Annotated in this window: 18 protein-coding genes and 1 pseudogene; all 19 read left to right on the top strand. The window is 60.2% G+C overall.

Annotation, left to right across the window (positions count from 1 at the left end):
* Positions 1–19 precede the first annotated feature (19 nt).
* Positions 20–2,071 carry a flagellar hook-associated protein FlgK gene (gene flgK / locus ASC74_RS15300; protein WP_056742127.1) on the top strand — a complete coding sequence of 684 codons (2,052 nt, stop codon included), beginning with the start codon at positions 20–22 and terminating at the stop codon, positions 2,069–2,071.
* A 13-nt stretch (positions 2,072–2,084) separates the two neighbouring features.
* On the top strand, positions 2,085–3,653 hold the full coding sequence (locus ASC74_RS15295; protein WP_056742125.1) for a flagellar hook-associated protein 3: 1,569 nt from the start codon (positions 2,085–2,087) through the stop codon (positions 3,651–3,653).
* A 124-nt stretch (positions 3,654–3,777) separates the two neighbouring features.
* Entirely contained in the window at positions 3,778–7,368 is a 3,591-nt protein-coding gene (locus tag ASC74_RS15290) for a glycosyltransferase (protein WP_056742124.1), read from the top strand.
* Between the two features lie 1,096 nt (positions 7,369–8,464).
* A complete protein-coding gene (gene rfbF / locus ASC74_RS15285; protein WP_056742122.1) occupies positions 8,465–9,238 on the top strand; it encodes a glucose-1-phosphate cytidylyltransferase in 774 nt (257 codons plus the stop codon).
* Positions 9,220–10,302, top strand: coding sequence for a CDP-glucose 4,6-dehydratase (rfbG, locus tag ASC74_RS15280; RefSeq protein ID WP_056742120.1), 1,083 nt, complete (start codon positions 9,220–9,222; stop codon positions 10,300–10,302). Before rfbF ends, rfbG begins: the two co-directional genes overlap by 19 nt.
* On the top strand, positions 10,299–10,859 hold the full coding sequence (locus ASC74_RS15275; protein ID WP_056742118.1) for a dTDP-4-dehydrorhamnose 3,5-epimerase family protein: 561 nt from the start codon (positions 10,299–10,301) through the stop codon (positions 10,857–10,859). The genes rfbG and ASC74_RS15275 overlap by 4 nt, the downstream gene beginning before the upstream one ends.
* Positions 10,856–12,082 (top strand): class I SAM-dependent methyltransferase, encoded by a 1,227-nt coding sequence (locus ASC74_RS15270; protein ID WP_056742116.1) that lies wholly within the window; start codon positions 10,856–10,858, stop codon positions 12,080–12,082. Before ASC74_RS15275 ends, ASC74_RS15270 begins: the two co-directional genes overlap by 4 nt.
* Positions 12,079–12,936 carry an NAD-dependent epimerase/dehydratase family protein gene (locus ASC74_RS15265; RefSeq protein WP_056742114.1) on the top strand — a complete coding sequence of 286 codons (858 nt, stop codon included), beginning with the start codon at positions 12,079–12,081 and terminating at the stop codon, positions 12,934–12,936. The genes ASC74_RS15270 and ASC74_RS15265 overlap by 4 nt, the downstream gene beginning before the upstream one ends.
* Positions 12,926–13,996 carry a class I SAM-dependent methyltransferase gene (locus ASC74_RS15260; protein ID WP_056742112.1) on the top strand — a complete coding sequence of 357 codons (1,071 nt, stop codon included), beginning with the start codon at positions 12,926–12,928 and terminating at the stop codon, positions 13,994–13,996. Before ASC74_RS15265 ends, ASC74_RS15260 begins: the two co-directional genes overlap by 11 nt.
* Before the next feature lie 17 nt (positions 13,997–14,013).
* Positions 14,014–14,751, top strand: a complete 738-nt coding sequence (locus ASC74_RS15255) for a cephalosporin hydroxylase family protein (RefSeq protein ID WP_056742111.1) — start codon at positions 14,014–14,016, stop codon at positions 14,749–14,751.
* A 53-nt stretch (positions 14,752–14,804) separates the two neighbouring features.
* A complete protein-coding gene (locus ASC74_RS15250; protein WP_056742109.1) occupies positions 14,805–17,738 on the top strand; it encodes a TIGR00180 family glycosyltransferase in 2,934 nt (977 codons plus the stop codon).
* 30 nt (positions 17,739–17,768) lie between these two features.
* Complete coding sequence (gene pseB, locus ASC74_RS15245; RefSeq protein ID WP_056742107.1) at positions 17,769–18,770, top strand: UDP-N-acetylglucosamine 4,6-dehydratase (inverting); 1,002 nt, start codon at positions 17,769–17,771, stop codon at positions 18,768–18,770.
* Positions 18,767–19,930, top strand: a complete 1,164-nt coding sequence (gene pseC, locus ASC74_RS15240; RefSeq protein ID WP_056742106.1) for a UDP-4-amino-4,6-dideoxy-N-acetyl-beta-L-altrosamine transaminase — start codon at positions 18,767–18,769, stop codon at positions 19,928–19,930. The genes pseB and pseC overlap by 4 nt, the downstream gene beginning before the upstream one ends.
* A gap of 4 nt (positions 19,931–19,934) precedes the next feature.
* Positions 19,935–20,630, top strand: a complete 696-nt coding sequence (pseF, locus tag ASC74_RS15235) for a pseudaminic acid cytidylyltransferase (RefSeq protein WP_056742215.1) — start codon at positions 19,935–19,937, stop codon at positions 20,628–20,630.
* Positions 20,627–21,715, top strand: a pseudogene (pseG, locus tag ASC74_RS15230) (UDP-2,4-diacetamido-2,4,6-trideoxy-beta-L-altropyranose hydrolase); the annotation flags it as partial. The gene pseF and the pseudogene pseG, both read left to right, overlap by 4 nt.
* A 70-nt stretch (positions 21,716–21,785) precedes the next feature.
* Positions 21,786–22,838, top strand: a complete 1,053-nt coding sequence (gene pseI / locus ASC74_RS15225; protein ID WP_056742103.1) for a pseudaminic acid synthase — start codon at positions 21,786–21,788, stop codon at positions 22,836–22,838.
* A gap of 229 nt (positions 22,839–23,067) precedes the next feature.
* Positions 23,068–23,994 carry a ketoacyl-ACP synthase III gene (locus tag ASC74_RS15220; protein WP_056742101.1) on the top strand — a complete coding sequence of 309 codons (927 nt, stop codon included), beginning with the start codon at positions 23,068–23,070 and terminating at the stop codon, positions 23,992–23,994.
* Positions 23,995–24,091: 97 nt separating this feature from the next.
* Positions 24,092–25,384, top strand: coding sequence for a motility associated factor glycosyltransferase family protein (locus tag ASC74_RS15215; RefSeq protein WP_056742099.1), 1,293 nt, complete (start codon positions 24,092–24,094; stop codon positions 25,382–25,384).
* Positions 25,381–25,650, top strand: a complete 270-nt coding sequence (locus tag ASC74_RS15210) for a hypothetical protein (protein ID WP_056742098.1) — start codon at positions 25,381–25,383, stop codon at positions 25,648–25,650. The genes ASC74_RS15215 and ASC74_RS15210 overlap by 4 nt, the downstream gene beginning before the upstream one ends.
* Positions 25,651–25,736 lie beyond the last annotated feature (86 nt).

Here is a 25,736-nt window from a genome sequence, read left to right as displayed (position 1 = left end):
AAGCTATAAGGTCTGAACCATGAGTTTGCTCAACATCGGGATGTCGGGGCTGTCAGCCAGCCAATCGTCGTTGATGACGACGGGTAACAACATCGCCAACGTCGATACCGCGGGTTACTCGCGTCAGCAGACCGTGCAGGGCACCAAAGCCTCGCAGCAGTTCGGCAATGTCTACATCGGCACTGGTACGACGCTGGCCGATGTACGTCGGGTGTACAACAGCTACCTTGACGCCCAACTGCAGACCGCCACGTCGCTCAACAGTGATTCGGCCGCCTACCTGGCGCAGGTTTCGCCGGTAGATAAACTCCTGTCCGACAGCAGCACCGGCATCAGTAGCGCGCTGACCAAGTTTTTCAGTTCCATGCAGAACGTCTCTTCGGCTCCGACCGATGACGCGGCACGGCAGCTGCTGCTCAGCGATGCCAAGGCCCTGAGCAATCGCTTCAATTCGATTTCAAGTCAGCTGAACCAGCAGAATGCCAACATCAATGGCAACCTCACGGACATGGCTTCGCAAGTCAACAAACTGGCGGCCACCGTTGCACAGCTGAACCAGAAAATTTCCGAATCCTCCGGCAGCACGGGTCAGCCCAATGACCTGCTGGATCAGCGCAACGAGACGGTCCGGCAGCTGTCCGAGCTGGTCGGTGCACAAGTCACGCAGAGCGGCTCCAACTACGATATTTACCTGGGCAGCGGTCAGCCGCTGGTCATAGGCAATACCTCCACCACCCTGGAAGTGGTGCCTGGCAAGAATGATCCGAGCCGTTCCACTATTCAGATGAACCGTGGTTCAAGCACCATCGACATCTCCTCGGTGATCTCGGGTGGTGAAATGGGTGGCCTGCTGCGCTATCGCAGCGAAGTGCTCGACCCTGCGATGAATGAACTGGGGCGAGTAGCCCTGGTGGTCGCCGACCAGATTAACAGCCAGCTTGCCCAGGGCATCGACAAGAACGGTGAGTTCGGTGCGGCCCTGTTCGGCAATATCAACAGTGCCACCCTGATCAGTCAGCGCAGTATTGCCGCCGCGGGCAACAACCCTGCGTCGGGTAATCTGAACGTGACCATCAAGGACACGGGCAAGCTGACCACCAACGATTATCAGGTCACGTTCACCAGCGCCACGGACTACAGCGTCCTTCGCTCGGACGGCACCGATATGGGTTCGTTCAACATCAGCACCACCCCGGCACCGGTGATCGATGGCTTCGCGCTGTCTCTGGGCGGGGCGGGCATGAGCACGGGCGACAGCTTCAAGGTTACGCCCACCCGTGGCGGCGCCAGCGAGATCCAGACGGTGCTCACCGACCCTAAACGTCTTGCGGTCGCGGCCCCTCTGACCGGCGTCAACGGCTCGGGCAATACCGGGACCGGCAGCATTCTGAAGCAGCCTGACCTCAAGTCGTCGCTCAATATCTACAACCCTGCCGACAGCGCAATCATCCAGTCGGGGATCAAAAACTCGACACCGGTCAAGATCATCTTCGGCCCTGCCGGTGGTGCTTCGCAGACCTATTCGGTCAAGGATGCCAAGGGCACCCAAATCGCTACTGGCAGTATTGTTCCGGGGCAAAGCAACACCCTGAGCGTGGCGGTGAAAATGGTCGATGCCAGCGGCAACCCGATCATGGACAGCAGCGTCCCGCCGGTGCAGCGCACCTTTACGTTTGAAATGACCATGGACGGTTCGCCGAAAGACCTGGACAGTTTCACCGTGTCGCTGACCGGTGCCAGTTCCAAGGACAACCGTAATGGTCTGGCCGTCATCGACCTGCAGACTCGCAAGACCGTGGAAACCGGTGGTACCAGCAACGGTATCAGCCTTTCGGACGCGTACGGCAAGCTGGTGGAAAACGTCGGTGCCAAGGCCGCCCAGGGCAAAAACGATTCCGATGCGACAACCGCGATCCTGACGCAGGCCAAGGGCGCCCGTGACTCGTTATCCGGTGTCGACCTGGATGAGGAAACCGGCAATCTGGTCAAGTACCAGCAGTACTACACAGCTTCTTCGCAGATCATCAAGGCTGCGCAGGAAATCTTCAGCACTCTGATCAACAGCCTTTAAGGAGTCGTAGATCATGCGTATTTCTACCCCCCAGTTCTACGAGCGCAGCGCTGCGAACTACCAGAAGAACTTCAACAACGTCGTCAATACCAGTCAGGAAGCCAGCGACAACCTTCGCGTGCGTACGGCCGCCGATGATCCGGTTGGCGCTTCGCGGTTGCTGCAACTGGGTCAGCAGAGTGCAATGCTCGACCAGTTTTCGACCAACATCACGACGATCAAGAATACGCTGGGTCAGTCCGAGACCGTTCTCAACAGCATCAACAACGTGCTGCAGCGTGCCAACGAACTGGCCCTGGGTGCGGGCAACGCCGGCTATACCGATTCCGAGCGCAAGGCCAACGCCTCCGAATTGGGGCAGCTCGAATCGCAGTTACTGAGCCTGATGAACAGCCGCGATGAAAACGGCCAGTATCTGTTTGGCGGGTCCAACAGCGGTACTGCGCCGTACTCGCGCAATGCCGATGGCACTTACAGCTATCACGGCGACCAGACCACCTTGAACCTTCAGGTGGGTGATGCGTTGACCATGCCCAGCAATGACACCGGCTTCAGCATTTTCGAGCAGGCCCTCAACACCAGTCGCACCCAGACCACGCTGACGGCACCGGCGGTGAATGACGGACGGGTCGACCTGTCCAACGGTCAGGTGTCGGGTAGCGTGACTTACAACGACAAGTTCCGCAGTGGCGAGCCCTATGCGATCGAGTTCCTGAGCAGCACTCAGTTCAAGGTCACGGATTCCGGCGGCAACGATGTAACGGCTGAAGCTTCCAACAACGGTGTCTTCGATCCCAAGACGGCCGGTGGCACACAGGTATCTTTCCGCGGTGTCGATCTGCGTCTGAACATCAATCTGAAACCAGGCGATACCACCCCGGATACTGTGATTGCCGGGCATATCTTCAATCTGGGCGCCAAGCCAGACACCTTCAGTGCCACCCGCAGCGCCGGCAATCCATCGACCGCCGTCGTGACGGGCGCCACTGTCAGCAACGCAGCCAACTACAACGCGGCATTCCCCAATGGCGGGGCGATTCTCAAGTTCACCAGCGCCACGAACTATGAGTTGTATGCCTCACCGTTGACCGCTAACAGCAAGCCGGTGTCTACCGGGACCATGGCGGGTTCGACAGCGACGGCCGCGGGTGTGGATTTCACCTTCGGTGGTACGCCGGCGGCGGGTGACCAGTATGTGGTTCAACCCAACACCCACCAGACCCAGAACATCCTCGACACCATCAGCAAGCTGCGCACCGCACTTGAGGCGCCGATCGATGGTTCTGCCGCCGCCGAACAGAGCTTTCGCGCCTCGCTGGATTCGGCGATTGCCAACATCGGCAGCGGTAGCAACCAGGTACTCGGTTCGCTGACGTCGATCGGTGCTCGTGGTCAGGCACTGGACATCCAGAGCTCGACCAACGAAAGCCTGACGATGGCCAACAAGACCACCACGTCGTCGATCCAGGACTCCGATCCGGCCGAAGTGCTCAGCCGCCTGACCCTGCAACAAACCATGTTGCAGGCTTCACAGCTGGCCTTCAGCAAAATCAGTCAATTGGGGCTGTTCAACAAAATCTGAGTTTGACCGCTAACCACTCGACGGACGAGAAGACCCCTCGGCCGTCGGGTGCAAGCATTTTCTTCCAACCGGGTCAGCATGCCCGGCCCCAGGGCTGGAGCACTCTGCGGTCGAGAGTTTTCCTGTGAGTTCAGCTCCCCTTGTCAGTGTCGCCATCCCAGCCTTCAATCCGCGTTTTTTCCATGCGGCATTGCAAAGTGTCCTGAGTCAGAGCTACGAATCCCTCGAAATCATCATCTGCGACGACAGTCCTGGCGACGAGATTGCGAGCATCGTCGAAGGGATTTCGGCCCCGACCCGTTTCCCGCTGCGCTATCTGAAAAACCCTCAGCCCCTGGGCTTTGCGGGCAACCTGCTGCGGTGCCTGGAGGAAAGTCGCGGGGAGTACATCAAATTCCTTTGTGATGATGATCGATTGTTCTCTGGCTGCATCGCGACTCAGGCCGCACTGCTGAGCGAGTACGAAGATGTCAGCCTGGTCGGTGCCCAGCGTTATTTGTGTGATGCCGATGATCACATCCTGCCGCACCGTCTGGAAAACACCGCGATGGCCGGTGGCAATGCGTTGTTCAAGGGGGGCGATCTGCTGGACTTCTTTGAGGTCCGTCCGCTGAACTTCATCGGTGGCTTGAGCAACGTGCTGATGCGCACTGCCGATGTCCGCGAATTGCTGCCGGCGTTGCTGCAACCGGAGGTGGGTTTTGCCGGTTTGCTGGATCTGGTCCTGTTCGTTTGCCTATTGCGGCGCGGCAACCTGGCAGTGGCCAGTCAGGTGCAGAGTGTCGAGCGCCTGCACCCGGACAGCTTCAAATGCCAGGCGGCCGTGCAGCAGCAAATGCTGGTCGAAGGTCAATGGCTGACGCAAATGCTCAACGAGCGCGGCGATAAAGGGACAGCGTTTTCCGGCTGGATCCGTTACTGCGCCGCGCTGCCGGGTGTCGATGCGAAAAAACGCGTGTGGGAGGAGTTTTCCCTCGGCCATTTGCTCGTCGCTCGCCAGGCCGTCCAAGAGTCCAGAGTCGGCAGCGACAGCCGCAGCTTCGGGCAGCTGTATGCGCAGTGGCTGGAGTGTCGGCGCGAGCCTGCGATCCTTGGGCAGCTGTTGGCGCAGACGCACGCGTGGCCACGCCGCCCGACAATCGTTCCGATCGTGATCGACGGCGCCGGCGACCGGCAGGCCCTGGAACTGACGCTGGAAAGCATCAACGCGCAATGTTACGGCGCTCAAGCGGTGGTGGTGCTGTCCAGTGCGGGCGCTCAAGCGGGGCTGGACGGGCGGGTGCTGAACCTGGTGCTGGAGGCGGATTGGGCGCAGCAGCTCAATGGTGTCTTGCCGCAACTGGAGGGGGCCGATTGGTTCTACCTGTTGCGTGCCGGCGATCGCTTGACCGAGGCCGCGCTGCTCTTGATGGCCGAGCGCATCGTCGAGCGTCAACATATGTTGTGCTGCTACGCGGATGAAGGCGCGCTGGTGGACGGCATCTCCCGTGAGCCGGTGTTCAAACCGGATTTCAATCTCGACCTGATGCGCAGCTACCCTTACACCGGGCGTGCGTTGGCGTTTGAGCGCAACGGTTTTCTGGCTCGGGGCGGTTTCAGTGCCGACTTTCAGGAACTGGCGCCTCAAGACTTGCTCTGGCGGATGGTCGAAAGCGCCGGCCCCCACACCATCGAACACATTGGCGAAGTGTTGGTGGAGTCGTCCTTCAGCTACGCCTCGTGGTTGTCTTCGACCGCCGTGGCCGCTGAAAACCCGCGACTGCTGGAGGCGCACCTGCAACGGCTGGGTGTGGCATTCGACTGGCGGGCCGGCAGTGAAGCGCTGATCAATCAGGTGGATTATCGCCACGCCCGGCAACCGCTGGTGTCCATCATCATTTCCACCAAGGACCAGCTGACGGCGCTTGAGCGCTGCCTGGCGAGCCTGCTGGAAAAAACCGCTTACCCGAACTACGAAGTGTTGATCGTCGACAACGCCAGTCTCACCAGCGAGGCTCGCGCCTGGCTGGATGGCATGGCGCAGTTGGGCAGCGACAAGCTGAGAGTGCTGCGTTACCCCCATGCGGCCAACTTTGCGGCGATTCACAACTTCGCCGCCGCCCAGGCTCGTGGCGACTACTTGTTGATGCTCACGCCGAACAGCGTGATCACTGATGCCGACTGGCTGGACGCACTGATGAGTCAGGCCCAGCGCCCCGAAGTCGGGATCGTCGGAGCGAAAATGGTCTGCGCCCAAGGCACCCTCCAGCATGCCGGACTGGTGCTCGGGTTGCGCGGACCGGTGGGTGCGCCGTTTATCGGCGAATCAATGCAGTCCGGTGGTTACATGCAGCGTCTGCAGGTAGTGCAGAACTACAGTGCGGTCAGCGATGACTGCCTGCTGGTGCGCAAGCAGGTGTTCGAGGAGTTGGGCGGGCTGGACGAGCGTTCGTTCAGCCTGGCATTCAACGATGTGGACCTGGGCTTGCGAGTGGCCAAGGCCGGTTATCTGGTGGTCTGGACGCCTCATGCCCGCTTGATGCTGGTGGAGCCGGCGGTTTCGTTGCAACAGGGGGGCGAACAGGCGCGCCAGGAGCAGCTCGGTCGCGAGCAGCAGACGATCTACCGCAAGTGGTTGCCCGACATGGCCCGGGATCCAGCCTACAACCCCAACTTGAGTCTTACCGGTTCGAGTTTCTGCCTGGAACCTGGCATGCGCCTGGGCTGGAGTCCGTTCGGCAGCCGCAGCTTGCCGCGGGTTCTGGCCTTGCCGGTGAACCAATCGGCGGTCGGGCATTACCGCGTGGTGCAGCCGTTTCTGGAGCTGGAGGCGGCGGGCCTGGTCACGGGTGTTCAAGCTTTCGAAATGCCGTCGATCATCGAGTTGGAGCGTCAATCGCCGGATACGGTGGTGATGCAGGGGCGCTACAACGATGCGCTGGTGAACGAAATCGAGCGGGTCAAAACGTATTCCCGAGCCTTGCGCATTTTTGAACTCGACGACTACATCATCGACGTGCCGGAAAAAAACGGCCACCTGAAACATCGGCCCAAGGATTTCGAAAAAGCCATGCGTCGTGGCATCAGCCTGTGTGATCGAGTGGTGGTGTCGACCCAGGCGCTGGCTGATGCGTTGAACGGCATGCATCACGATATTCGCGTGGTGCCGAACACCTTGGCCACGCACTTGTGGAGCAATCGCGTTTCCCTGCGCCGCACCGGTGCCAAGCCGCGCGTCGGCTGGGGCGGCGGCACCAGCCATGCCGGTGACCTGGAGATCATTGCCGACGTGGTCCGTGAATTGGCCGATGTCGTCGACTGGGTGTTCTTCGGCATGTGCCCGCAAGCGCTGCTCCCTTACGTGCGTGAGTTCCACCCCTCGGTGGGCCTGCAGGAGTATCCGGCCAAGCTGGCCAGCCTTAACCTCGACCTGGCGCTGGCGCCGTTGGAATACCACATCTTCAACGACTGCAAGAGCAACTTGCGACTGCTGGAATACGGCGCCTGCGGCTATCCGGTGATCTGCACCGACACCGAAGCCTATCGCGGCTATTTGCCGTGCACACGGGTCGTCAGCAACAGCACCGAGGAGTGGCTGCAAGCAATTCGCATGCACTTGGCCGATCCCGAGGCCAGCTATCGTATGGGCGACGAGCTGCGCGAAGCGGTGATGCGTGACTACATGCTGCGCGGCGATAACTTGCAGCTGTGGTACGACGGATGGATCGCGAGCTGATCAATCGTTTAAATCGAAAGGCCGGGCAGTGATGTCCTAATGTTGTTCACTTAAGCTTGGTGTTTCCAGGCACACACACACATGGGTCGCGAGCGGGCGGTGGATCAAGAGCGAGGCGGCCGACCTGTCTTTTCTTTTTTGTGTACATATCCGTTTCTGCGGTCACGGCGGCTATTGGTTTCGCTTTTACAGCGAGTCACTCGCTGTGGCTCGGCATGCCCTCGCTCCGGTCCTGCTCCGTGGGCCCGCCGCCATCGGCCATCCATGGCCGGGGGCGGCTACCGCGGCATCCTTGCCGGGTTGCCCACTGCGCAGAACCTCCACTCGGCCTCTCGAGGGTGCGGGCACCGCAAAAGCCAAAGCGAGGCGGCCTACCGGCCGGCCTGTCTCTTCAAAGCGTACGCATTTCCCCTGTGGGAGCGAGCCTGCTCGCGATGAGGCCCTGTCAGTCGACATCAATGTTGAATGTAAGTCCGCCTTCGCGAGCAGGCTCGCTCCCACAGTTGGATTTTTGGCGGGCATGACATAGGTGTCCACCGCCGATGACCTTGACAGACATCAGGTCGGCTATCAGGCCGCCTCGCTTGGCTTTTGATTTTGATCTGTCTGCCCCTTTCCCAGAGGCCGAACGCAGGTATTGCGCAGGGGGCACCGCGGCAAGGATGCCGCGGTAGCCGCCCCCGGCCATGGATGGCCGATGGCGGCGGGCCCCCGGAGCAATGCCGGAGTGAGGGTATGCCGAGCCTAGGCGAGGCACCGAATGGTGGGGCAGGAGCCCTTGGTTACTTGGGGCTTTTCCAAGTGACTCGCTGTAAAAGCGAAACCGTAATCAGCCATCACCGCAGAAACGGATATGTACTCCAATCTTAAGTGAACAGCATTAGGCAGTGATGTCCGGCCTTTTTTTATGCGAAAAGTGCTGCCCGATGGACGCGTGGAGCTGGCGCGTTTCCTGCAAGTCCCCCTTGCATCGCCATAAAACGAGCACTCCCGGCCTGTCCGGAGGCGCTATGAACGGCAAAAAGGTTTTAGCCAGAAGGCCCGCAAAAGCTTGATACAGCTTGGCTGAGCCCTGTGAAGAACAAGAGGGGAGACGATGAAGGCAGTTATTTTGGCGGGTGGCCTGGGCACGCGCATCAGCGAGGAGTCGCACCTCAAGCCAAAGCCGATGATCGAAATCGGCGGCAAGCCAATTCTCTGGCACATCATGAAGCAGTACTCCGCCCACGGTATCCACGACTTCGTGATTTGCCTGGGCTACAAGGGGTATGCGATCAAGGACTTCTTCGCCAACTACTTTCTGCACACCTCTGATGTCACCTTCGACATGTGCAACAACCGCATGGACGTTCACCAGAACTACAGCGAGCCGTGGCGCGTCACGCTGATCGACACCGGCGACGACACCATGACCGGTGGCCGCCTGCGCCGCGCCGCGCGTTATGTGGAAGGTGAACAGGCCTTCTGCTTTACCTACGGCGACGGTGTCTCGGACCTCAACATCGGAGCCCTGGTGGATTTCCATTTGGCCCACGGCAAGCTCGCCACCGTGACCGCCGTGCAACCCCCGGGACGTTACGGCGCACTGGAGCGTGACGGCGACAAAGTGTTGGGTTTCACCGAGAAACCGCGCGGCGACGGTGGCTGGATCAACGGCGGTTTCTTCGTGCTGTCGCCCAAAGTGCTGCCGTATATCGCTGACGATCAAACCTCCTGGGAAGCCGAACCTCTGGCCGCATTGGCCACCGAGGAGCAGTTGCAGGCCTTTCAGCACGACGGCTTCTGGCACCCGATGGACACCCTGCGCGACAAGAATCACCTTGAGGCGTTGTGGCAGAGCGGGGAGGCCCCATGGAAACTATGGGACTGAGCCCGGAATTCTGGCGCGGCAAGCGGGTTCTGTTGACCGGCCATACCGGTTTCAAAGGCAGCTGGCTGACATTGTGGCTGCAAAGCCTCGGTGCCGACGTCAGCGGATTTTCGCTTGATCCGTCGACCGAGCCGAGTTTGTTCGAGCTGGCGCGGGTGGCCGAAGGCATCAACGATCAACGCGGTGATCTGCGTGATCTGGGCGCCTTGCTGGAACTGATTGCCGAGGTGCAACCGGAAATCGTCCTGCACCTGGCAGCTCAGCCTCTGGTGCGTGAAGGTTATCGCGACCCGCTGGGGACTTACTCCAGCAACGTCATGGGCACGCTCAATCTGCTTGAAGCGATCCGCCAGGTCGGTGGTGTGCGCGCGTGTGTGCTGGTGACCACCGACAAGGTTTACGCGAACAAAGAATGGCTGTGGCCATACCGCGAAGACGAAGCCCTCGGCGGACATGATCCCTATAGCAGCAGCAAGGCTTGCTGCGAGTTGCTGGCCCAGTCTTACGCGGCGTCGTTCTTCCCGGCAGAGCGCTATGCCGAACACGGTCTTGCGCTGGCCACGGCCCGGGCCGGCAACGTGCTGGGCGGTGGTGACTTCGCGCCGGAGCGCTTGATCCCCGACGTGCTCAAGGCCTGGTCGGCGGATGAGCCGGTGACTCTGCGCTACCCGCAAGCCGTGCGCCCCTGGCAGCACGCGCTGGAGCCGTTGGCCGGTTACCTGCAACTGGCTGCCGGCCTTTACGAGCAAGGTCCCGAGTTCGCTGGCGCCTGGAACTTCGGCCCGAGCGAAGCGGACATGTGCAGCGTCGGCGAAGTGGTCGAAATGCTCGCCAACCGCTGGCCGCAAGCACGCGGATTGCGTATTGAACCGAGTGATCTGCATGAGGCCGGTCTGCTGCGTCTGGACAGCAGTCGCGCCCGTCAACGGCTGGCCTGGAAGCCGCGCTGGTCGTTGCAGCAATGCCTGACCCATACCCTCGATTGGCACCTGGCGTGGCAAAACGGCGACGACATGCGCGCCATCACGTTGGGTCAGCTGAACCTGTACCGAGGCGCGCTGTGAGCGAGTTTCTGTTGAAACCATTGCCGCTGGCCGGGCTGTTCAGCGTGCAACACAAACGCTTCGAAGATGAGCGCGGGCACTTCGCGCGGCTGTTCTGCGAAGGCAGCCTGAGCGCCTTCGGCCAGCCGTTTCATATCCGCCAGATCAACCATTCCTGCACCCGCGAACGCGGCAGTGTGCGCGGTCTGCATTATCAGAACGCCAGCGCACCGGAAGCCAAGCTGATCACCTGCCTGCGTGGTGAAGTCTGGGACGTGGCGGTGGATTTGCGCCCGGACTCCGAGACCTTCCTGCACTGGCACGCCGAACACCTGCGGGCCGGCGACGGTCGTAGCCTGTTGATCCCGGCCGGTTTTGCTCACGGTTTCCAAACCCTCACCGATGACGCCGAATTGCTTTACTTGCACAGCGCTGATTACGCGCCTGCGCACGAGGGTGGTTTATCGGTGAACGATTCACGGCTGGCGATTGCCTGGCCGTTGCCTGTCAATAATCTGTCGGCCAGGGATTCCAGCCACCCCTTGCTCGATGAACACTTCGCTGGAGTGCGTGTATGAATTGCCGTGGTTGCGCTACTCCGCTGGCTTTGCCGCTGATTGACCTCGGCACTTCGCCGCCGTCCAACGCCTACGTGCGCGCTGATCAGCTGGAACAAGCCGAGCAATGGGTGCCGCTGAAGGTTGCGGTGTGTCAGCAGTGCTGGCTGGTGCAGACCGAGGATTACACCCGCGCCGACAGCCTGTTCGACGCCGAGTACGCCTATTTCAGTTCGTTCTCCAGCACCTGGCTGGCCCATGCCGAGCGCTATGTGGGCGAGATGGTCGAGCGCTTTGGCCTGACCGCCGACAGTCGCGTGGTGGAAATCGCCGCCAACGACGGTTACTTGTTGCAGTACGTGGCCGGGCGCGGCATCCCTTGTCTGGGCGTCGAGCCGACCCGCAGCACCGCGCAAGCGGCACGGGAAAAAGGTCTGGAGATTCATGAGCTGTTCTTCGGCCGCGACACCGCTTCGCAGCTGAGCGCCGAAGGCTGGGCCGCTGACCTGATGGCCGCCAACAACGTGCTGGCCCACGTACCGGACATCAATGATTTCCTCGGTGGTTTCGCGGTCTTGCTCAAGCCGACCGGCGTGGCGACGTTCGAGTTTCCGCAGCTGCTGACGCTGATGGCCGGGCAGCAATTCGACACGCTGTATCACGAGCACTATTCCTACCTGTCACTGACCGCCGTACAGACGTTGTGCGCGCGCAACGGTCTGGAAGTGTTCGATGTCAGTCAGCTGTCGACCCACGGCGGTTCGCTGCGTGTCTTCGTCCAGCGTGCTGATGGCGTTCGCCGCGACGTGCTACCAGCGGTTCAGCAACAGTTGCAGGCCGAACTCGCCGCCGGTGTGAAAACCCCCGAGTACTACACGACCCTCGCGCCGGCCGCCGAACGCATCAAACACGAACTGCTGCGTTTCCTGTTGCAGGCGAAAGCCGACGGCAAGCGTGTGGTCGGATACGGCGCCGCCGCCAAGGGCAACACCTTGCTCAACTACGCCGGGGTCAAGCCGGACCTGCTGGCCTGGGTCGCCGATGCCAACCCGCACAAGCAGGGCAAGTACTTGCCGGGCAGTCGTATCCCGATCGTTTCGCCGGCGCAGATCGACATCGAGAAGCCGGACTACGTCCTGGTCCTGCCGTGGAACCTGCTGCACGAAGTCAGTCAGCAACTGGCTCAGGTTCGCGAGTGGGATGGCCGATTCGTCATCGCCGTGCCTGAGTTGACCGTGCTGTGAAGGTCCTGGTCACCGGTGCCACCGGGTTCGTCGGCCGGCATCTGGTCGCTGCCTTGCTCGCCCGTGGCTGTCAGGTCCGGGCCGTGGCGCGCAACGTCGAAATCGCCGCGAGCATGTCGTGGATCAATGCCGTGGAGTTCATCGCAGCGGATATTCACGCCGCCGACCTGGACATCGCTGCGCTGACCGATGGCGTCGATGCCTTGGCGCACCTGGCCTGGCCAGGGTTGCCGAACTATCAGGCGCTGTTTCACTTCGAGCACAACCTGATGGCCGATTACCGGTTCATCAAGGGCGCGGTCGAGGCGGGCGTGTCGCAGGTGCTGGTCACCGGGACCTGTTTCGAATACGGCATGCAGAGTGGGCCGCTCAGTGAGCAGAGTGCGCCGCAGCCGAGCAATCCTTACGGGCTGGCAAAAAACTCCCTGCGCGTGTTCCTCGAAAATTTGCAGCGGGTTCAACCGTTCACCTTGCAATGGGCGCGGCTGTTTTACCTGCACGGCACCGGACAGAACCCCAACAGTTTGCTGGCGGCGCTGGACCGGGCGATCGATGCCGGGGAAGAACGTTTCAACATGTCGGCCGGTGAACAATTGCGCGATTACCTGGCGATCGATACGGCCGCCGGTTACCTCGCGGCGATCCTGCAACAGCGGGACTTCAATGGCGTGATCAATTGTTCCAGCGGCCAGCCGGTTTCGGTCCGGGCGCTGGTCGAGCAACGGCTGCGTGAGCGTGGCGCATCGATCCATTTGAACCTCGGTCACTATCCCTATCCGACCCATGAACCGATGGCGTTCTGGGGCGTGGCGGACCGCTTGCAACAGTTACTGGGAGCAGAGCATGACGCATGAGTTGTATCGGGTCGCCGACCTGCCCGTGTTGCAGAATCGCACCTTTGCCGACCCGCAATCGGCCAGGGCTTCGGCCTCTGCCGACATGGTGTTGGTCCAGGATGAGCAGAGCGGGTTGATCTTCAACCAGGCCTTCGATGCCGACAAGCTCAGCTACGACGCCGATTACCAGAACGAGCAGGCGCATTCCGGTCAGTTCCAGAAGCACCTGAGCGATGTCGAAGGGATCATTGCCCGGCACTTCAAGGGCCGGGAACTGATCGAAGTCGGCTGCGGCAAAGGTTATTTTCTAGAACTCCTCAAAGGTCTGGGCTATGCCATCACCGGCATCGACCCGGCCTACGAAGGCGACAATGTCGACGTGATCAAGGCCCCGTTCACGCGCGGGCTGGGTCTGGCGGCGGACGCCATCGTGCTGCGTCATGTGCTGGAACACATTCAGGATCCGGTGAGCTTCCTCGCCGAGATGGCCGACGCCAATCAGGGCGGACAGATCTACATCGAAGTGCCGTGCTTCGACTGGATCATCGATCACCGCGCCTGGTTCGACCTGTTCTACGAGCACGTCAACTACTTCCGCCTCGATGACCTGCGCCGGATGTTCGGCACCGTGCATGAGGCTGGTCACCTGTTCGGTGGCCAATACCTGTACATCGTGGCCGACCTTTCGACCTTGCGCCTGACCCCGGAGCAAACGGTGCCGCGCCTGGACCTGCCCGAAGGTTTCACCGGCAGTCTTGAGCGCGCGGTGCAGATTATTCAGGCCGCACCCGAACAAGGTTCGGCGATCTGGGGCGCGTCGTCCAAAGGCGTGATCTATTCGCTGTTCCTGCAACGGGCCGGTGTGGCGGTGGATCGTGTGGTGGATATCAATCCGGCCAAGCAGGGCCGTTATCTGCCTCTGAGCGGCGTGCGGGTGTCCTCGCCGCAAGAGGCCATGGATGCCCTGCCCGAAGGCGCCCATCTGTTTGTGATGAACTCCAACTACCTCGAAGAAATCAAGCGGATGACCGGTGGACGCTACGTCTATCACGCCGTCGACAGCGCTTCGTTCCAGTGACTATTGAGAATTTTCAGATGACCGACAACACCATCAATAAAGCCTTCGAAGCCGAATGCCAGGCAGAAATCGCGCGTCAGGGCGATGACCAGACACTCACCGGTCTGGCCCAGGATTTCTTCAACCAGTCGGCCAAACACAAGTACAGCTACCACTTCTCGTGGATGGGCCGTCCGATCATTCAGCTGCCGCAAGACATGATGGCGATGCAGGAAATCATCTGGCAGGTCAAACCCGACCTGGTGATCGAGTGCGGTATCGCCCACGGCGGTTCGATCATCTACTACGCATCGCTGCTGGAGCTGCAAGGTCACGGTGAAGTGTTGGGCATCGACCTCGACATTCGTCCGCACAACCGCGAAGCCATCGAAAGCCATCCGATGAGCAAGCGCATCAAGATGATCGAAGGTTCGAGCATTGATCCGGCCATCGCCGAACAAGTGCGCGCCGCTGCCGAAGGCAAGAAAGTCATTCTGGTACTCGACTCCAACCACACCCACGATCACGTGCTGGAAGAACTGCGCCTGTACGCGCCACTGGTGTCGGTGGACAGCTACTGCGTGGTCATGGACACCGTGGTTGAAGACATGCCGGCCGACTTTTTCCCGGATCGTCCGTGGGGCCCGGGCGACAACCCGAAGACTGCCGTGTGGAAATACCTGGAAGAAAACCGCGACTTCGAGATCGACCGTCAGCTGCAGAACAAGCTGCTGATCACCGTCGCTCCGGACGGCTACCTGCGTCGGGTTCGTTAAGCAACGTCATGTCATTGAGTTCATCGGGCGCGTCGCCGGCTGCGGGGAAAGGTATGCAAGGTCATTTCGGTTCTGAACAAGTTGCACCACTGGGCGAGCGTTTCACGCTGCTGCTGGCCACCCACAACCGGCCAGCGTTTTTGCGCCGTACGCTGCAGTACTACAGCAATTATCCGTGCACGATCATTGTGCTGGACTCCTCCAGTGCGCCGGACACAGGGGTCGCCGAGGCCTATCCGCACGTTCAGTACCAGCACTTGCCGCAATTTTCCTACCTGGGTTTCCAGGCCAAGCTCAAGCACGGCATTGGCCTGGTCACCACACCGTACATGGCCTTTGCCGCCGACGACGATTTCCTGCTGCACGGTGCGTTGACCGAGTCGGTGGAATTTCTGGAGGCGAACCCGGACTACGGCATGTGTCATGGCTACTGCATGATGTACCTGACCGACGCGACCCGAGTGACCTACTACCGTCGCGACAAGAAAGTTCAGGAAGACTACGCCAGCGAGCGCGCCGAAGATCGGGTGCTCGATTACATGGGCCAGTTCATTCCGCCGTTCTTCGCCGTCACGCGCACGGCGCTGCTGCGTCAGTGGTACGACCTGATGCCTGAAGAGCTGAGCTTCGAATGGCAGGAAATCGGCCATGTGTATTACTTGCTGGCGTCGGCCAAGGCCCGGATTCTGCCGATCCCTTACGTGGTGCGCGAAGCCAACTATGGCGCTTCGGAACACAACACCGAGGTGGTGTTTGTGCTCAGTTTCACCGATGCCAAATCCGTGGCCGAGCGGGAGAAGTTTGCCGACTTTCTGTCCACCGTGCCGACCGCGATTGCCGGTCGCGATCAGGCGCAGACCCGCGCATTCGCGCTGGACAGTTTTGCGGCCATGTCGCAGTGCTTGTTGCAGCGACGTTCACTGACCACCGAGCCGATTTTTCATTCGACCTGGAGTGATCCGTTCAAGGGCCCGGTCCGCGAATTCGGCCCGACTCAGTTCGTCGAAATGCCGTTCTACAACCAGCCCTTTTTCGATCGCCTGACCGAGTTCGAATTCCTCTTGCACGCCATGCCCGCGGGCAAGCTGCAGCTTGAACGCCTCGAAGCGGTGCTGCTGGAGCAGGAACAACTGCTGCGCACCCATGGCAACGACACCGAGCGAACAATCAAGGCTCGCCTGTGGAAGGCGCTGTCGTGCAATGCGTTCAACCGCAAGGTCGTCAAGCGCCTGGCGCTGGCGCTGCGTAACGATGGCGAGAGCGATGAGGCCGACGTGCTCTCGGCCTGGGCTGGACGTCTGGATGCGGTATCGACCCAGGACAGCCGAGTGTTGCTGGACAAAATGCCTACCGGGCAATTGCTGAACTGGCTGGAGGCGCGAGGACCTGATAAAGAGCAGGCCGCGTCTATTGCCCGTCATCTGGCCGCGAAGGGGGGGAGTCCGCGGTTCTGCATTTTGTTGCTGGACCTGAACAACGATGCCGACAAATTACAGACGACTTTCGACAGTCTGTTGGACAGCCATTTCCGCGCGTTCCAGATCGTGGTGTTCACCACAGGCGAAATCACCTCGGCCACCCGCGTTGAAAATACCCTGCATTTCGTCAAGGTCAGTGCTGACAACTACATCGAAAAGATCAATCAGGTGGTGCCGAACACCCGTTGCGACTGGCTGTTACTGGCTGAGGCGGGCGATGAGTTTACCTCCAGCGGTCTGATTCAGGCCAGCGTCGAATTGCTCGCCGCGCCTGAGTGTCGGGCCGTCTGCGCCGATGAAGTCCATCGTCAGGCCAGCGGGACCCTGACACCGGTTTTCCGCCCGGACTTCAACCTGGACCTGCTGCAAAGCGTTCCTTCGTTGATGGCGCGACATTGGTTGATTCGGCGCGACGTGTGGGTCGAAGCCGGTGGCTACAGCCGCGAATTCAGTCAGGCTGCGGAGTTCGATCTGCTGTTGCGCCTGATCGAGAGCGGTGGCCTGGCAGGCCTCGCCCACCTCTCTGAACCCTTGCTGATCTGTCAGGCACCCGCGCTGGCAGCCAACGAGCATGAGCGTCAGACCCTGGTTCGCCATCTTGCTACCCGTGGCTATCAGGCTCAGGTCAGCAGCGAATCATCTGGCGTGTACCGCGTGGATTACCGTCACAGTGACCGCCCTCGTGTGTCGATCATCATTGCCGCCCAAGACAACGTGGCTGATTTGCAGCGGTGCGTCGTCAGCGTGTTGCAACGTACGCGTTACCAGAATCATGAGTTGCTGATCGCCGACAACCACAGTCAGTCCCCTGAGTTGCTCGCGTGGCTCGACAATCTGGAACAAAACGGTCGCGGCCGGATTCGGGTCATCCGGGCCGAGCAACGGTTGAGCGTGTCTGCCTTGCACAATCTCGCCAGTCGCCAAGCGCAGGGAGCGTTCCTGGTGCTGCTGGCGGCCGACGCGCAGGTGGTCAATGCCAACTGGGTCGAATCGCTGCTCAATCAGGCACAGCGTCCGGAAGTCGGCGTGGTGGGTGGCAAACTGGTGGACGATGAAGGCAAGGTGACAGGCGCCGGGATGATCCTGGGGTTGAATGGCTACGTGGGTTCTGCGTTCATGGGTGAAAAGAAAGAGGCCACCGGTTATATGCAGCGCCTTGTGGTCGAGCAGAATTACTCGGCAGTTTCCGGGGCCTGCCTGATGGTTCGCAAAGATCTCTATGAAACCGTTGGCGGTCTGGATGAAGAGCATTTCGACGAGACACTGGGCGATATCGATCTGTGCCTGAAAGTCGCCGATGCCGGGTTCCTGACGGTCTGGACACCGCAAGTGCAGATTCTCCATCCGGGTACCCTGGCGCAGGCGCCACAGGTCAGTGCGGCGCTGCGCGACAAGTGGCAGTCACGCTTCGCGCAAGACCCGGCCTATAACATCAACCTGGCCTTGACCGGCAAGGGCTTTACCCTCGGCGACGCCTGCAGTGTGAACTGGGCGCAGTTGCTCGCATAAGCCTGGCTGACAGGTAAAAGGACTCAAGGCATGTTCAACGGTAAATCGATTTTCATCTCTGGCGGCACCGGCTCGTTCGGGCGCAAATTCATTCGTCGGTTGCTGGAGCAATATCAGCCGAAGCGGGTGGTGGTGTTCTCGCGCGATGAACTCAAGCAGTACGAGATGCAGCAGACGTTCAACGCACCGTGCATGCGCTATTTTCTGGGCGACGTGCGCGATGCCGAGCGTTTGCGTCAGGCCATGCGCGGCATTGATTACGTGGTACACGCCGCGGCGCTGAAACACGTGCCGGCGGCGGAATACAACCCCACCGAATGCATTCGCACCAACGTCAACGGCGCGGAAAACATCATCGCGGCGGCCATCGATAATGGCGTGAAGAAAGTCGTAGCGCTCTCCACCGACAAAGCCGCCAGCCCGATCAACCTGTACGGTGCGACCAAGCTGCTGTCGGACAAATTGTTCGTGGCCGCCAACAATATTGCCGGCGAACAGCAAACCCGTTTTTCCGTGGTTCGCTACGGTAATGTGGCCGGCTCGCGCGGTTCGGTAGTGCCGTTTTTCAGAAAGCTGATGGCCGAGGGCGCGACAGAGTTGCCGATCACCGATGAACGCATGACGCGCTTCTGGATCACCCTCGATCACGGCGTGCAGTTCGTACTCGACAGCTTCGCCCGCATGCACGGCGGCGAAGTTTTTGTGCCCAAGATCCCGTCGATTCGCATCGTCGATCTGGCGCTGGGCATGGCCGAGCATTTGCCGCACAAGAACGTCGGGATTCGTCCGGGCGAAAAACTCCATGAGCTGATGGTGCCGCTGGACGACGCACGCATGACCCTGGAGTTCGCCGATCACTACACGATTCAACCGTCGATCCGTTTCACCAGCGTCGACGTGGATTTCGCCGTGGACAAATTGGGCGAGCAGGGCAAGCCGGTGAGCGAAGATTTCGAATACCGCTCCGACACTAATCCGCACTTCTTGTCGATCGGCCAGATCGCAGACCTGCACGCGGAGCTGTCGGTATGATTCCCTATGGTCGGCAAAGCCTCGATCAGACAGACATCGATGCGGTAGTTGCCGTGTTGCAGTCCGACTGGCTGACACAAGGGCCGACCATTGAACGCTTCGAACAGGCCATGGCCGAGCGTTGTCAGGCCGATTTCGCGGTGGCGGTGTGCAACGCGACCGCCGCGCTGCACATTGCTTGCCTGGCAGCCGGACTTGGGCCGGGTGACCGCTTGTGGACCACGCCGAACACCTTTCTGGCCTCGGCCAACTGCGGTCGCTATTGCGGCGCCGACGTGGACTTCGTCGACATCGATCCGCTGACCTGGAACCTTGATGCCTTTACCCTGGCGGCGAAGCTCGAAGCTGCCGAGCGCGACGGCACGCTGCCGAAGGTTCTGGTGGCCGTGGCGTTTTCCGGTCAGAGCTGTGACATGCGCATGATCGCCGAGCTGGCCGAGCGCTATGGCTTTACGGTGATTGAGGATGCGTCCCATGCGGTCGGCGCATCCTATGCCGGGCGTCCGGTGGGTTGCGGTGAATTCGCGGCGATGACCGTGTTCAGTTTCCACCCGGTGAAAATCATCACCAGCGCCGAGGGCGGCATGGTCCTGACCAATCGCCCGGAGCTGGCCGAGCGTTTACAGCGCCTGCGCAGCCACGGCATGACCCGCGATCCGGCGCAGATGACCGAACCCAGCCATGGTCCCTGGTACTACCAGCAAGTGGAATTGGGCTTTAACTACCGGATCACCGATTTGCAGGCAGCCCTCGGTCTGTCACAGCTGAACAAGCTTGATGGCTTCATCGAGCGTCGGCGTGAACTGGCGGCCCGTTATGACCGATTGCTGGCGTACTTGCCGCTGACCTTGCCCAGCCCTCAACCAGAGGCGGAATCGGCGTGGCATCTGTACGTGGTGCGGTTGCAGACGGATCGTATCAACCTCAGCCATCGACAAATATTCGAAGGCTTGCGAGCGGCCGGTGTCGGTGTAAACCTGCACTATATTCCGCTGCATTTGCAGCCCTACTATCGTGAACTGGGTTTTGTCGAGGGGGATTTTCCTCAGGCCGAACGCTATTACGCCGAGGCGATCAGCCTGCCGCTGTTTCCTCTGCTGAGCGATGAACAACAGGACTATATCGTCGAGCAACTGCGGCGGCTGGTCCTTGAGGAGTAGTGTCCTGAGCAGTGTTGCGATTATTCCTGCCCGTGGTGGCAGCAAGCGAATTCCGCGCAAGAACCTCAAGCCGTTCGACGGCGTGCCGATGATTGTCCGCTCGATCCGCACGGCGCTGGATTCGAACCTGTTCGACGAGGTAATCGTCAGTACCGACGATGAAGAAATCGCTGACGTCGCGCGGGCCAACGGCGCTCAGGTACCGTTCATGCGTCCTGCTTCATTGGCGGATGATTTCACCGGGACCTCAGCGGTCATCGTTCATGCCTTGAATGAATTGCAAGCGTTCGACTATGCCTGCTGCATCTACGCCACCGCCCCCTTGTTGCAGGCGCGTTATTTGCGTCACGGTCGTGAGTTGCTGGAGCAGCATCCGGACAAGTCTTTCGCGTTTTCTGTCAGCAGTTTCGGCTTTGCGGTGCAGCGTGCCTTGGTCCTCGATGCGCAGGGCGCATTGACCTCGCTCTACCCGGAATTTCGCAACACCCGCTCCCAGGATTTGGCCGAAGCCTTTCAGGACGCCGGCCAGTTCTACTGGGGCCGCAGCGAAGCCTGGTTGCGCGGCGATGTCATGTTCTCCCCGGCGAGCCTGCCGGTGATTCTGCCACGGCATCTGGTGCAGGACATCGATACCCCGCAAGACTGGAAACGTGCCGAATACCTCTACGCCGCGTTGAGGGCCGGGGGGGAGCTGCAATGAGAGTGTTGATCCGCGCCGACGCGTCGCCGACCATTGGCAGCGGCCATATCGCCCGGTGCCTGACCCTGGCCAGAGCGCTGCGCAAGCAGGGCGCGCACGTTGCTTTCGCGTGTCGCCTGCTGCCTGGGCATCGGCTGGACAGTCTCGCCGCCGAGGGCTTCGAGACCTTCGCGCTACCGGATCGCTATCCCGATGAAGACCCGCAACAGGCGATCGAATCCATGCTGCCATGGCAGGCGGACATTGCTGCGTTAGGGCAAGCATTGGAAAGCCATCCAGCCTTCGACTGGATTGTCGTCGATCACTACGGCCTCGATCATCACTGGCAAACCGCAGCCCGCCGCTGGGCGCCACGGATTGCCGCGGTGGACGACCTCGCCACTCGCACGTACAGCGTTGACTTGCTGCTCAATCAGAATCTTTCGGGTACACCGCAGGCCTATGCTTCGCGGGTGGCGCCCAATTGCCAGACGTTGCTGGGGCCACGTTTCGCGATGTTGCGCGACGAGTTTTGTTGCCCGGCGATCCCGATCAAACCTCAGGCCAAACGGGTGCTGGTGAACTTTGGCGGCTTCGATGCGGCGATGCAGACCCACCACGCGATGCTGGCGCTGGCGGATTTGCATGATCTGGAAGTCGATTTCGTCGCCGGTGTCGACAACCCGGCCTGGACGCAGATGCAGGCACTTGCAGCCAGTCGTCCAAACTGGCGATTACACCGTTTTGTCAGCGACTTTTATCGTTTGATGACCGAGGCTGACCTGTTTGTCGGTGCCGGTGGCGGCACCAGTTGGGAGCGGGCGGCCATGGGGTTGCCGACGATCTGCATTGCGGTCTCGAACAATCAGCAAGCCAACGGTGAAATCATGGCGGCCTTGGGTTCCCATGTGTATCTAGGCAACCGCGAGCACGTCAGTGTCGAGCAGTTGCGTCAGGCCATCGCTTTTCTCGCGGGCAATCAGGGGTTACGCCAGAGTCTGGCCGAACACTCGCGGCAGCTGGTCGATGGGCGTGGTGCGCAGCGGGTTGCGGCAGCGCTCGCCGGTGCGGTACTGCAGGTTCGCAAGGCGTCCCTGGACGATGCCTGACGGCTGTTCGGGGCCGGTTTCACTCAGAGTAATTGCGCGTTCACGCGCGTTTCAAAGGATCACCGCAATGACTAACTTCAAGATTGGCCATCGCACCATCGGTGCCGATGCGCCACCGTTCATCATTGCCGAGATGAGTGGCAATCATAACCAGTCCCTTGACGTGGCGCTGCAGATCGTCGAGGCCGCAGCCAAGGCCGGGGCACATGCCTTGAAGCTGCAAACCTACACCGCCGAGACCATGACCCTGGACCTGTCCGAAGGTGAGTTCTTCATCAAGGACCCGAACAGCCTCTGGGCCGGTTCTTCGCTGTACGCGTTGTACGAGAAGGCTCATACACCCTGGGAATGGCACGCGCCAATATTTGCCCGCGCAAAGGAGCTGGGCATTCTCGCCTTCTCGACTCCCTTTGATGACACGGCGGTGGACTTCCTCGAAAGCCTCGACGTACCGGCCTACAAGATCGCCAGTTTCGAAAACACCGACCTGCCACTGATTCGGCGGGTCGCCGCCACCGGCAAGCCTTTGATCATTTCGACCGGCATGGCCAGCATCGCTGAACTCGACGAAACCGTGCGTGCCGCTCGTGAGGCCGGCTGCCGGGATCTGGTGTTGCTCAAGTGCACCAGCACTTACCCAGCGACACCCGCCAACAGCAACGTGCGGACGATTCCTCACCTGCGCGAATTGTTTGGCTGTGAAGTTGGCCTGTCCGATCACTCCATGGGAGTCGGAGTGTCTGTCGCCGCGGTGGCACTGGGGGCGACGGTGGTGGAAAAACATTTCACCCTTGATCGTGCGGCGGGTGGTGTGGATGCCAGTTTCTCTCTGGAGCCTGCGGAGCTGGCCAGTCTGGTGATCGAAACCGAACGCGCCTGGCAGGCCATGGGCCATGTGCATTACGGCGTGACGGAAGCCGAGCGCAAGTCGGTGGTGTATCGCCGTTCGCTGTATGTGACTCAGGACATGGCGGCCGGCGAGCCCTTCACCGCCGCCAATCTGCGGGCCATTCGTCCTGGTCAGGGGTTAGCCCCCAAACACACTGAAAGCCTTCTGGGCCGCCGCGCCCGCCAGGCCATCAAGCGCGGAACGCCGCTGGATTGGTCGTTGGTCGAATAACGCCTTATCGGCCAGATTCGGCAAAATAGCGTGACCTGCGAGTCATAACGCGCATCTTCACTGTATTGTATTAATTGGGGAGGTGGCGCCTGGTGTCTTTTTGACCCAGTGATAGCCTTTTATTCTTCCCGTCTGTCGCTCCTTCGGGGCGACATTTTTCTCTGTTTGTCGGCGCCCCTCGATTCGTTGCGAGCGGTGGTATTGGGCTGTTTATTATTGGGAAGCCGTAATGATTGGCATAAAAAGCATTGCGAGCTACGTTCCTGTAGCCGGCGTGGACAATTACGCGCAAGGTGCAAAATTCGAAAAGGATGAAGAATTCATCCTGGGCAAAATCGGTTCGGCCTTTCTGCCGCGCAAAGACGCCGGGCAGGAAACTTCGGACCTGTGTGTCGAAGCAGTCAACGCGCTGTTCGCCAACAATCCCGATTTGAAACGTGAATCCATCGACGTACTGATCGTCGTCACTCAGAACGGCGACGAAGAAGGCCTGCCGCACACGGCTGCCATCGTTCAGGACAAACTCGGACTGCCGACCACCGTCGCCGCGTTCGATATTTCCCTGGGCTGCTCCGGCTATGTCTACGGCATCTATGCGATCAAGGGGTTCATGGAAGCCGCCGGCCTCAAGAATGGCCTGTTGGTGACTGCCGATCCGTACTCGAAAATCGTCGATCCGGAAGACCGCAACACCACCATGCTCTTCGGTGATGCGGCTACCGCCACCTGGATGGGCGAAGACGCGCCATGGCAGTTGGGCAAGGCCAAGTTCGGCACCGACGGTTCCGGCGCACCGCACCTGAAGGTGACCGATGGCGTGTTCTTCATGAACGGCCGTCAGGTGTTCAATTTTGCGCTGCTTAAAGTCCCGGCGCATTTGCATGAGCTGCTGGGCGACTCGGGCCTGACGGCCGACGATATCGACGCATTCTGCATTCACCAGGGCAGTGCCGCGATTGTCGACGCGGTGGCACGACGCTTTGAAGGTGAACCGGAGAAGTTCATCAAGGACATGGTCGAGACCGGCAACACGGTGTCATCGAGCATTCCGTTGCTGTTGGAAAAACATGTCCTGGACTCTGACTGGAAGCGCGTCGCGTTGAGCGGTTTCGGCGTTGGATTGTCCTGGGGCTCGGCGATCATCTATCGCCCTTGATTCCAGGCTCTTTAATCAAAGAAAGCCAGGCACAAAAAAAGCGTTCAAGGTGTAACCTTGAGCGCTATTTTTTTGCCTGAACGAAAAGCGAGGCTCCATGAGTGAGTTCTTTGAGCGCAACGTCGAAGTCATACAGCATCGCTGGCCAATGCTGTCTGCGCGCTTGCAGGTTGAGAACACAAGCCTGTTGCAGGCTGAGCTGGTGGAAGGCCTGGGCTCGACGCTGAGTATCAATGGCATTCAGCTGACCAGTCGCCATGACCGCACCCGTGAGGCCAGGCTTCAGGCCGACAGCCTGCCCGCCGACAGTCCGGTGGTGCATGTCTACGGCACCGGGCTTGGCGATCTGCAAATGGAGCTGCTGGCGCGCGCCGGGCTTGAGCGTTTGTACGTGCACATCCTCAACGGCGCGGTGTTTGCGCTGGTGCTGCAATTGCTTGATCAACAGCCGTGGCTTGGCGATCCGAGAGTTGAGTTGCTGTATGCCGGCGATCTGGCGGAAATCCAGTTACCGTTTTTCGCCTTGCCGTCGGAGTTGGTGCTGGCCGATGATTTCAACGCAAAAATTCGCGATCGCCTGATCAGCGAAATACACCTGAGCTTTAACAATCGTGACTTCAAGGCCGACGATCCGCAGATCGTCGAACGCTTGCAAGTCAGTCTCCCGTTGCTACGCACGGATAGCGATGTCGCCGAGCTGTTTGATACACGGGTGGGTGAGGAAATCTACGTCATCGCGACGGGGCCGAGCCTGGAGCAGCATTTCCAGCGCCTGCGGGAAATCCGCGGGCAAGCCGATCGCCCGTTGTTCATCTGCGTCGACACGGCCTATCGGCCTTTGCTGGAGCGGGGCATCAAGCCCGATGTGGTGGTCACCATCGATGTGAAAATCAGCGCCTACCATTTACCTGCCCAGGACTCGGCCGGCACCCGGCTGGTGTACTTGCCGATGACCGATACTTCAGTGCTGGAAGCCTGGCAGGGCAAGCGTTATGTGGGTTACTCCGCCAGTCCGATCTATAACCAGATACGCCAGCAGATCCTGCGAGCCGAGTTGTTTGTCGGTGGCAGCGTGATTCATCCGGCCATCGATCTGGCGGTCAAGATGGGCGGCTCGCGCATTACCCTGTTCGGTGCCGACTTCGCCTTTCCGATGAACAAGACCCACGCTGGCTGGAGCGACGGCCAACTGGGGCCGCAGCTGGGTGTTGCCAAGAATTGGGTACTGGACGGCAATGGGCAGCGAATAAAGACACAGCTCAACTTCCGGAGTTACCTGTGTGAGGTGGAGCGTTACATCGGCGGGCATCCTCAGGTGCGTTTCTTCAATAGCAGTCGGGCGGGCGCAATGATCGCCGGTACGACGTTCAATCCAGAGTTCGTGCAATGAGTCAGGTCGTCGAGTTCAGTACAAGCGCCGGTCAGTGCGCTTCATTGTTTCGGCTGGGGCGCGATGTCGAGGCCGCTGTGGCGATGGTTGATCTGTTTGCCCAATGCATGTCGACCTTCGATGGGGCGACGGCCTCAGTGCAACAACAGTGGGCGCAGACACTCATGAGCATGCTCGACTGTCAGGAGCGTCAGGATTGGTTGAGCCTGGCCGACTTTCTGGAATATGAAGTGGTCGAGCTGTTGAGAATGGTTGAAGGGCGCTAAACCCGAACTGTCGATTCTGCTTTTTCCCCGCTCTCTACACCGCGACTGTGAGCCAGTTCACAGTCTGCGGTGCTTTTCTGGCGTCA

Origin of the sequence: Pseudomonas sp. Root329, from assembly GCF_001424925.1 — a bacterium.
GTDB lineage: Bacteria > Pseudomonadota > Gammaproteobacteria > Pseudomonadales > Pseudomonadaceae > Aquipseudomonas > Aquipseudomonas arabinosi.
The sequence above is the reverse complement of the archived record's forward strand: the minus strand, read 5'-3'. Positions and strand labels throughout refer to the sequence as shown.

Excerpts from the sequence above, each read along its gene's own strand:
- ASC74_RS15270 (WP_056742116.1), top strand. The coding sequence starts at position 10,856 with ATGAATTGCCGTGGTTGCGCTACTCCGCTGGCTTTGCCGCTGATTGAC.
- ASC74_RS15215 (WP_056742099.1), top strand. The coding sequence starts at position 24,092 with ATGAGTGAGTTCTTTGAGCGCAACGTCGAAGTCATACAGCATCGCTGG.
- ASC74_RS15210 (WP_056742098.1), top strand. The coding sequence starts at position 25,381 with ATGAGTCAGGTCGTCGAGTTCAGTACAAGCGCCGGTCAGTGCGCTTCA.
- flgK (WP_056742127.1), top strand. The coding sequence starts at position 20 with ATGAGTTTGCTCAACATCGGGATGTCGGGGCTGTCAGCCAGCCAATCG.
- pseI (WP_056742103.1), top strand. The coding sequence starts at position 21,786 with ATGACTAACTTCAAGATTGGCCATCGCACCATCGGTGCCGATGCGCCA.
- ASC74_RS15220 (WP_056742101.1), top strand. The coding sequence starts at position 23,068 with ATGATTGGCATAAAAAGCATTGCGAGCTACGTTCCTGTAGCCGGCGTG.
- pseB (WP_056742107.1), top strand. The coding sequence starts at position 17,769 with ATGTTCAACGGTAAATCGATTTTCATCTCTGGCGGCACCGGCTCGTTC.
- rfbG (WP_056742120.1), top strand. The coding sequence starts at position 9,220 with ATGGAAACTATGGGACTGAGCCCGGAATTCTGGCGCGGCAAGCGGGTT.
- ASC74_RS15250 (WP_056742109.1), top strand. The coding sequence starts at position 14,805 with ATGCAAGGTCATTTCGGTTCTGAACAAGTTGCACCACTGGGCGAGCGT.
- pseC (WP_056742106.1), top strand. The coding sequence starts at position 18,767 with ATGATTCCCTATGGTCGGCAAAGCCTCGATCAGACAGACATCGATGCG.
- rfbF (WP_056742122.1), top strand. The coding sequence starts at position 8,465 with ATGAAGGCAGTTATTTTGGCGGGTGGCCTGGGCACGCGCATCAGCGAG.
- ASC74_RS15260 (WP_056742112.1), top strand. The coding sequence starts at position 12,926 with ATGACGCATGAGTTGTATCGGGTCGCCGACCTGCCCGTGTTGCAGAAT.
- ASC74_RS15295 (WP_056742125.1), top strand. The coding sequence starts at position 2,085 with ATGCGTATTTCTACCCCCCAGTTCTACGAGCGCAGCGCTGCGAACTAC.
- ASC74_RS15255 (WP_056742111.1), top strand. The coding sequence starts at position 14,014 with ATGACCGACAACACCATCAATAAAGCCTTCGAAGCCGAATGCCAGGCA.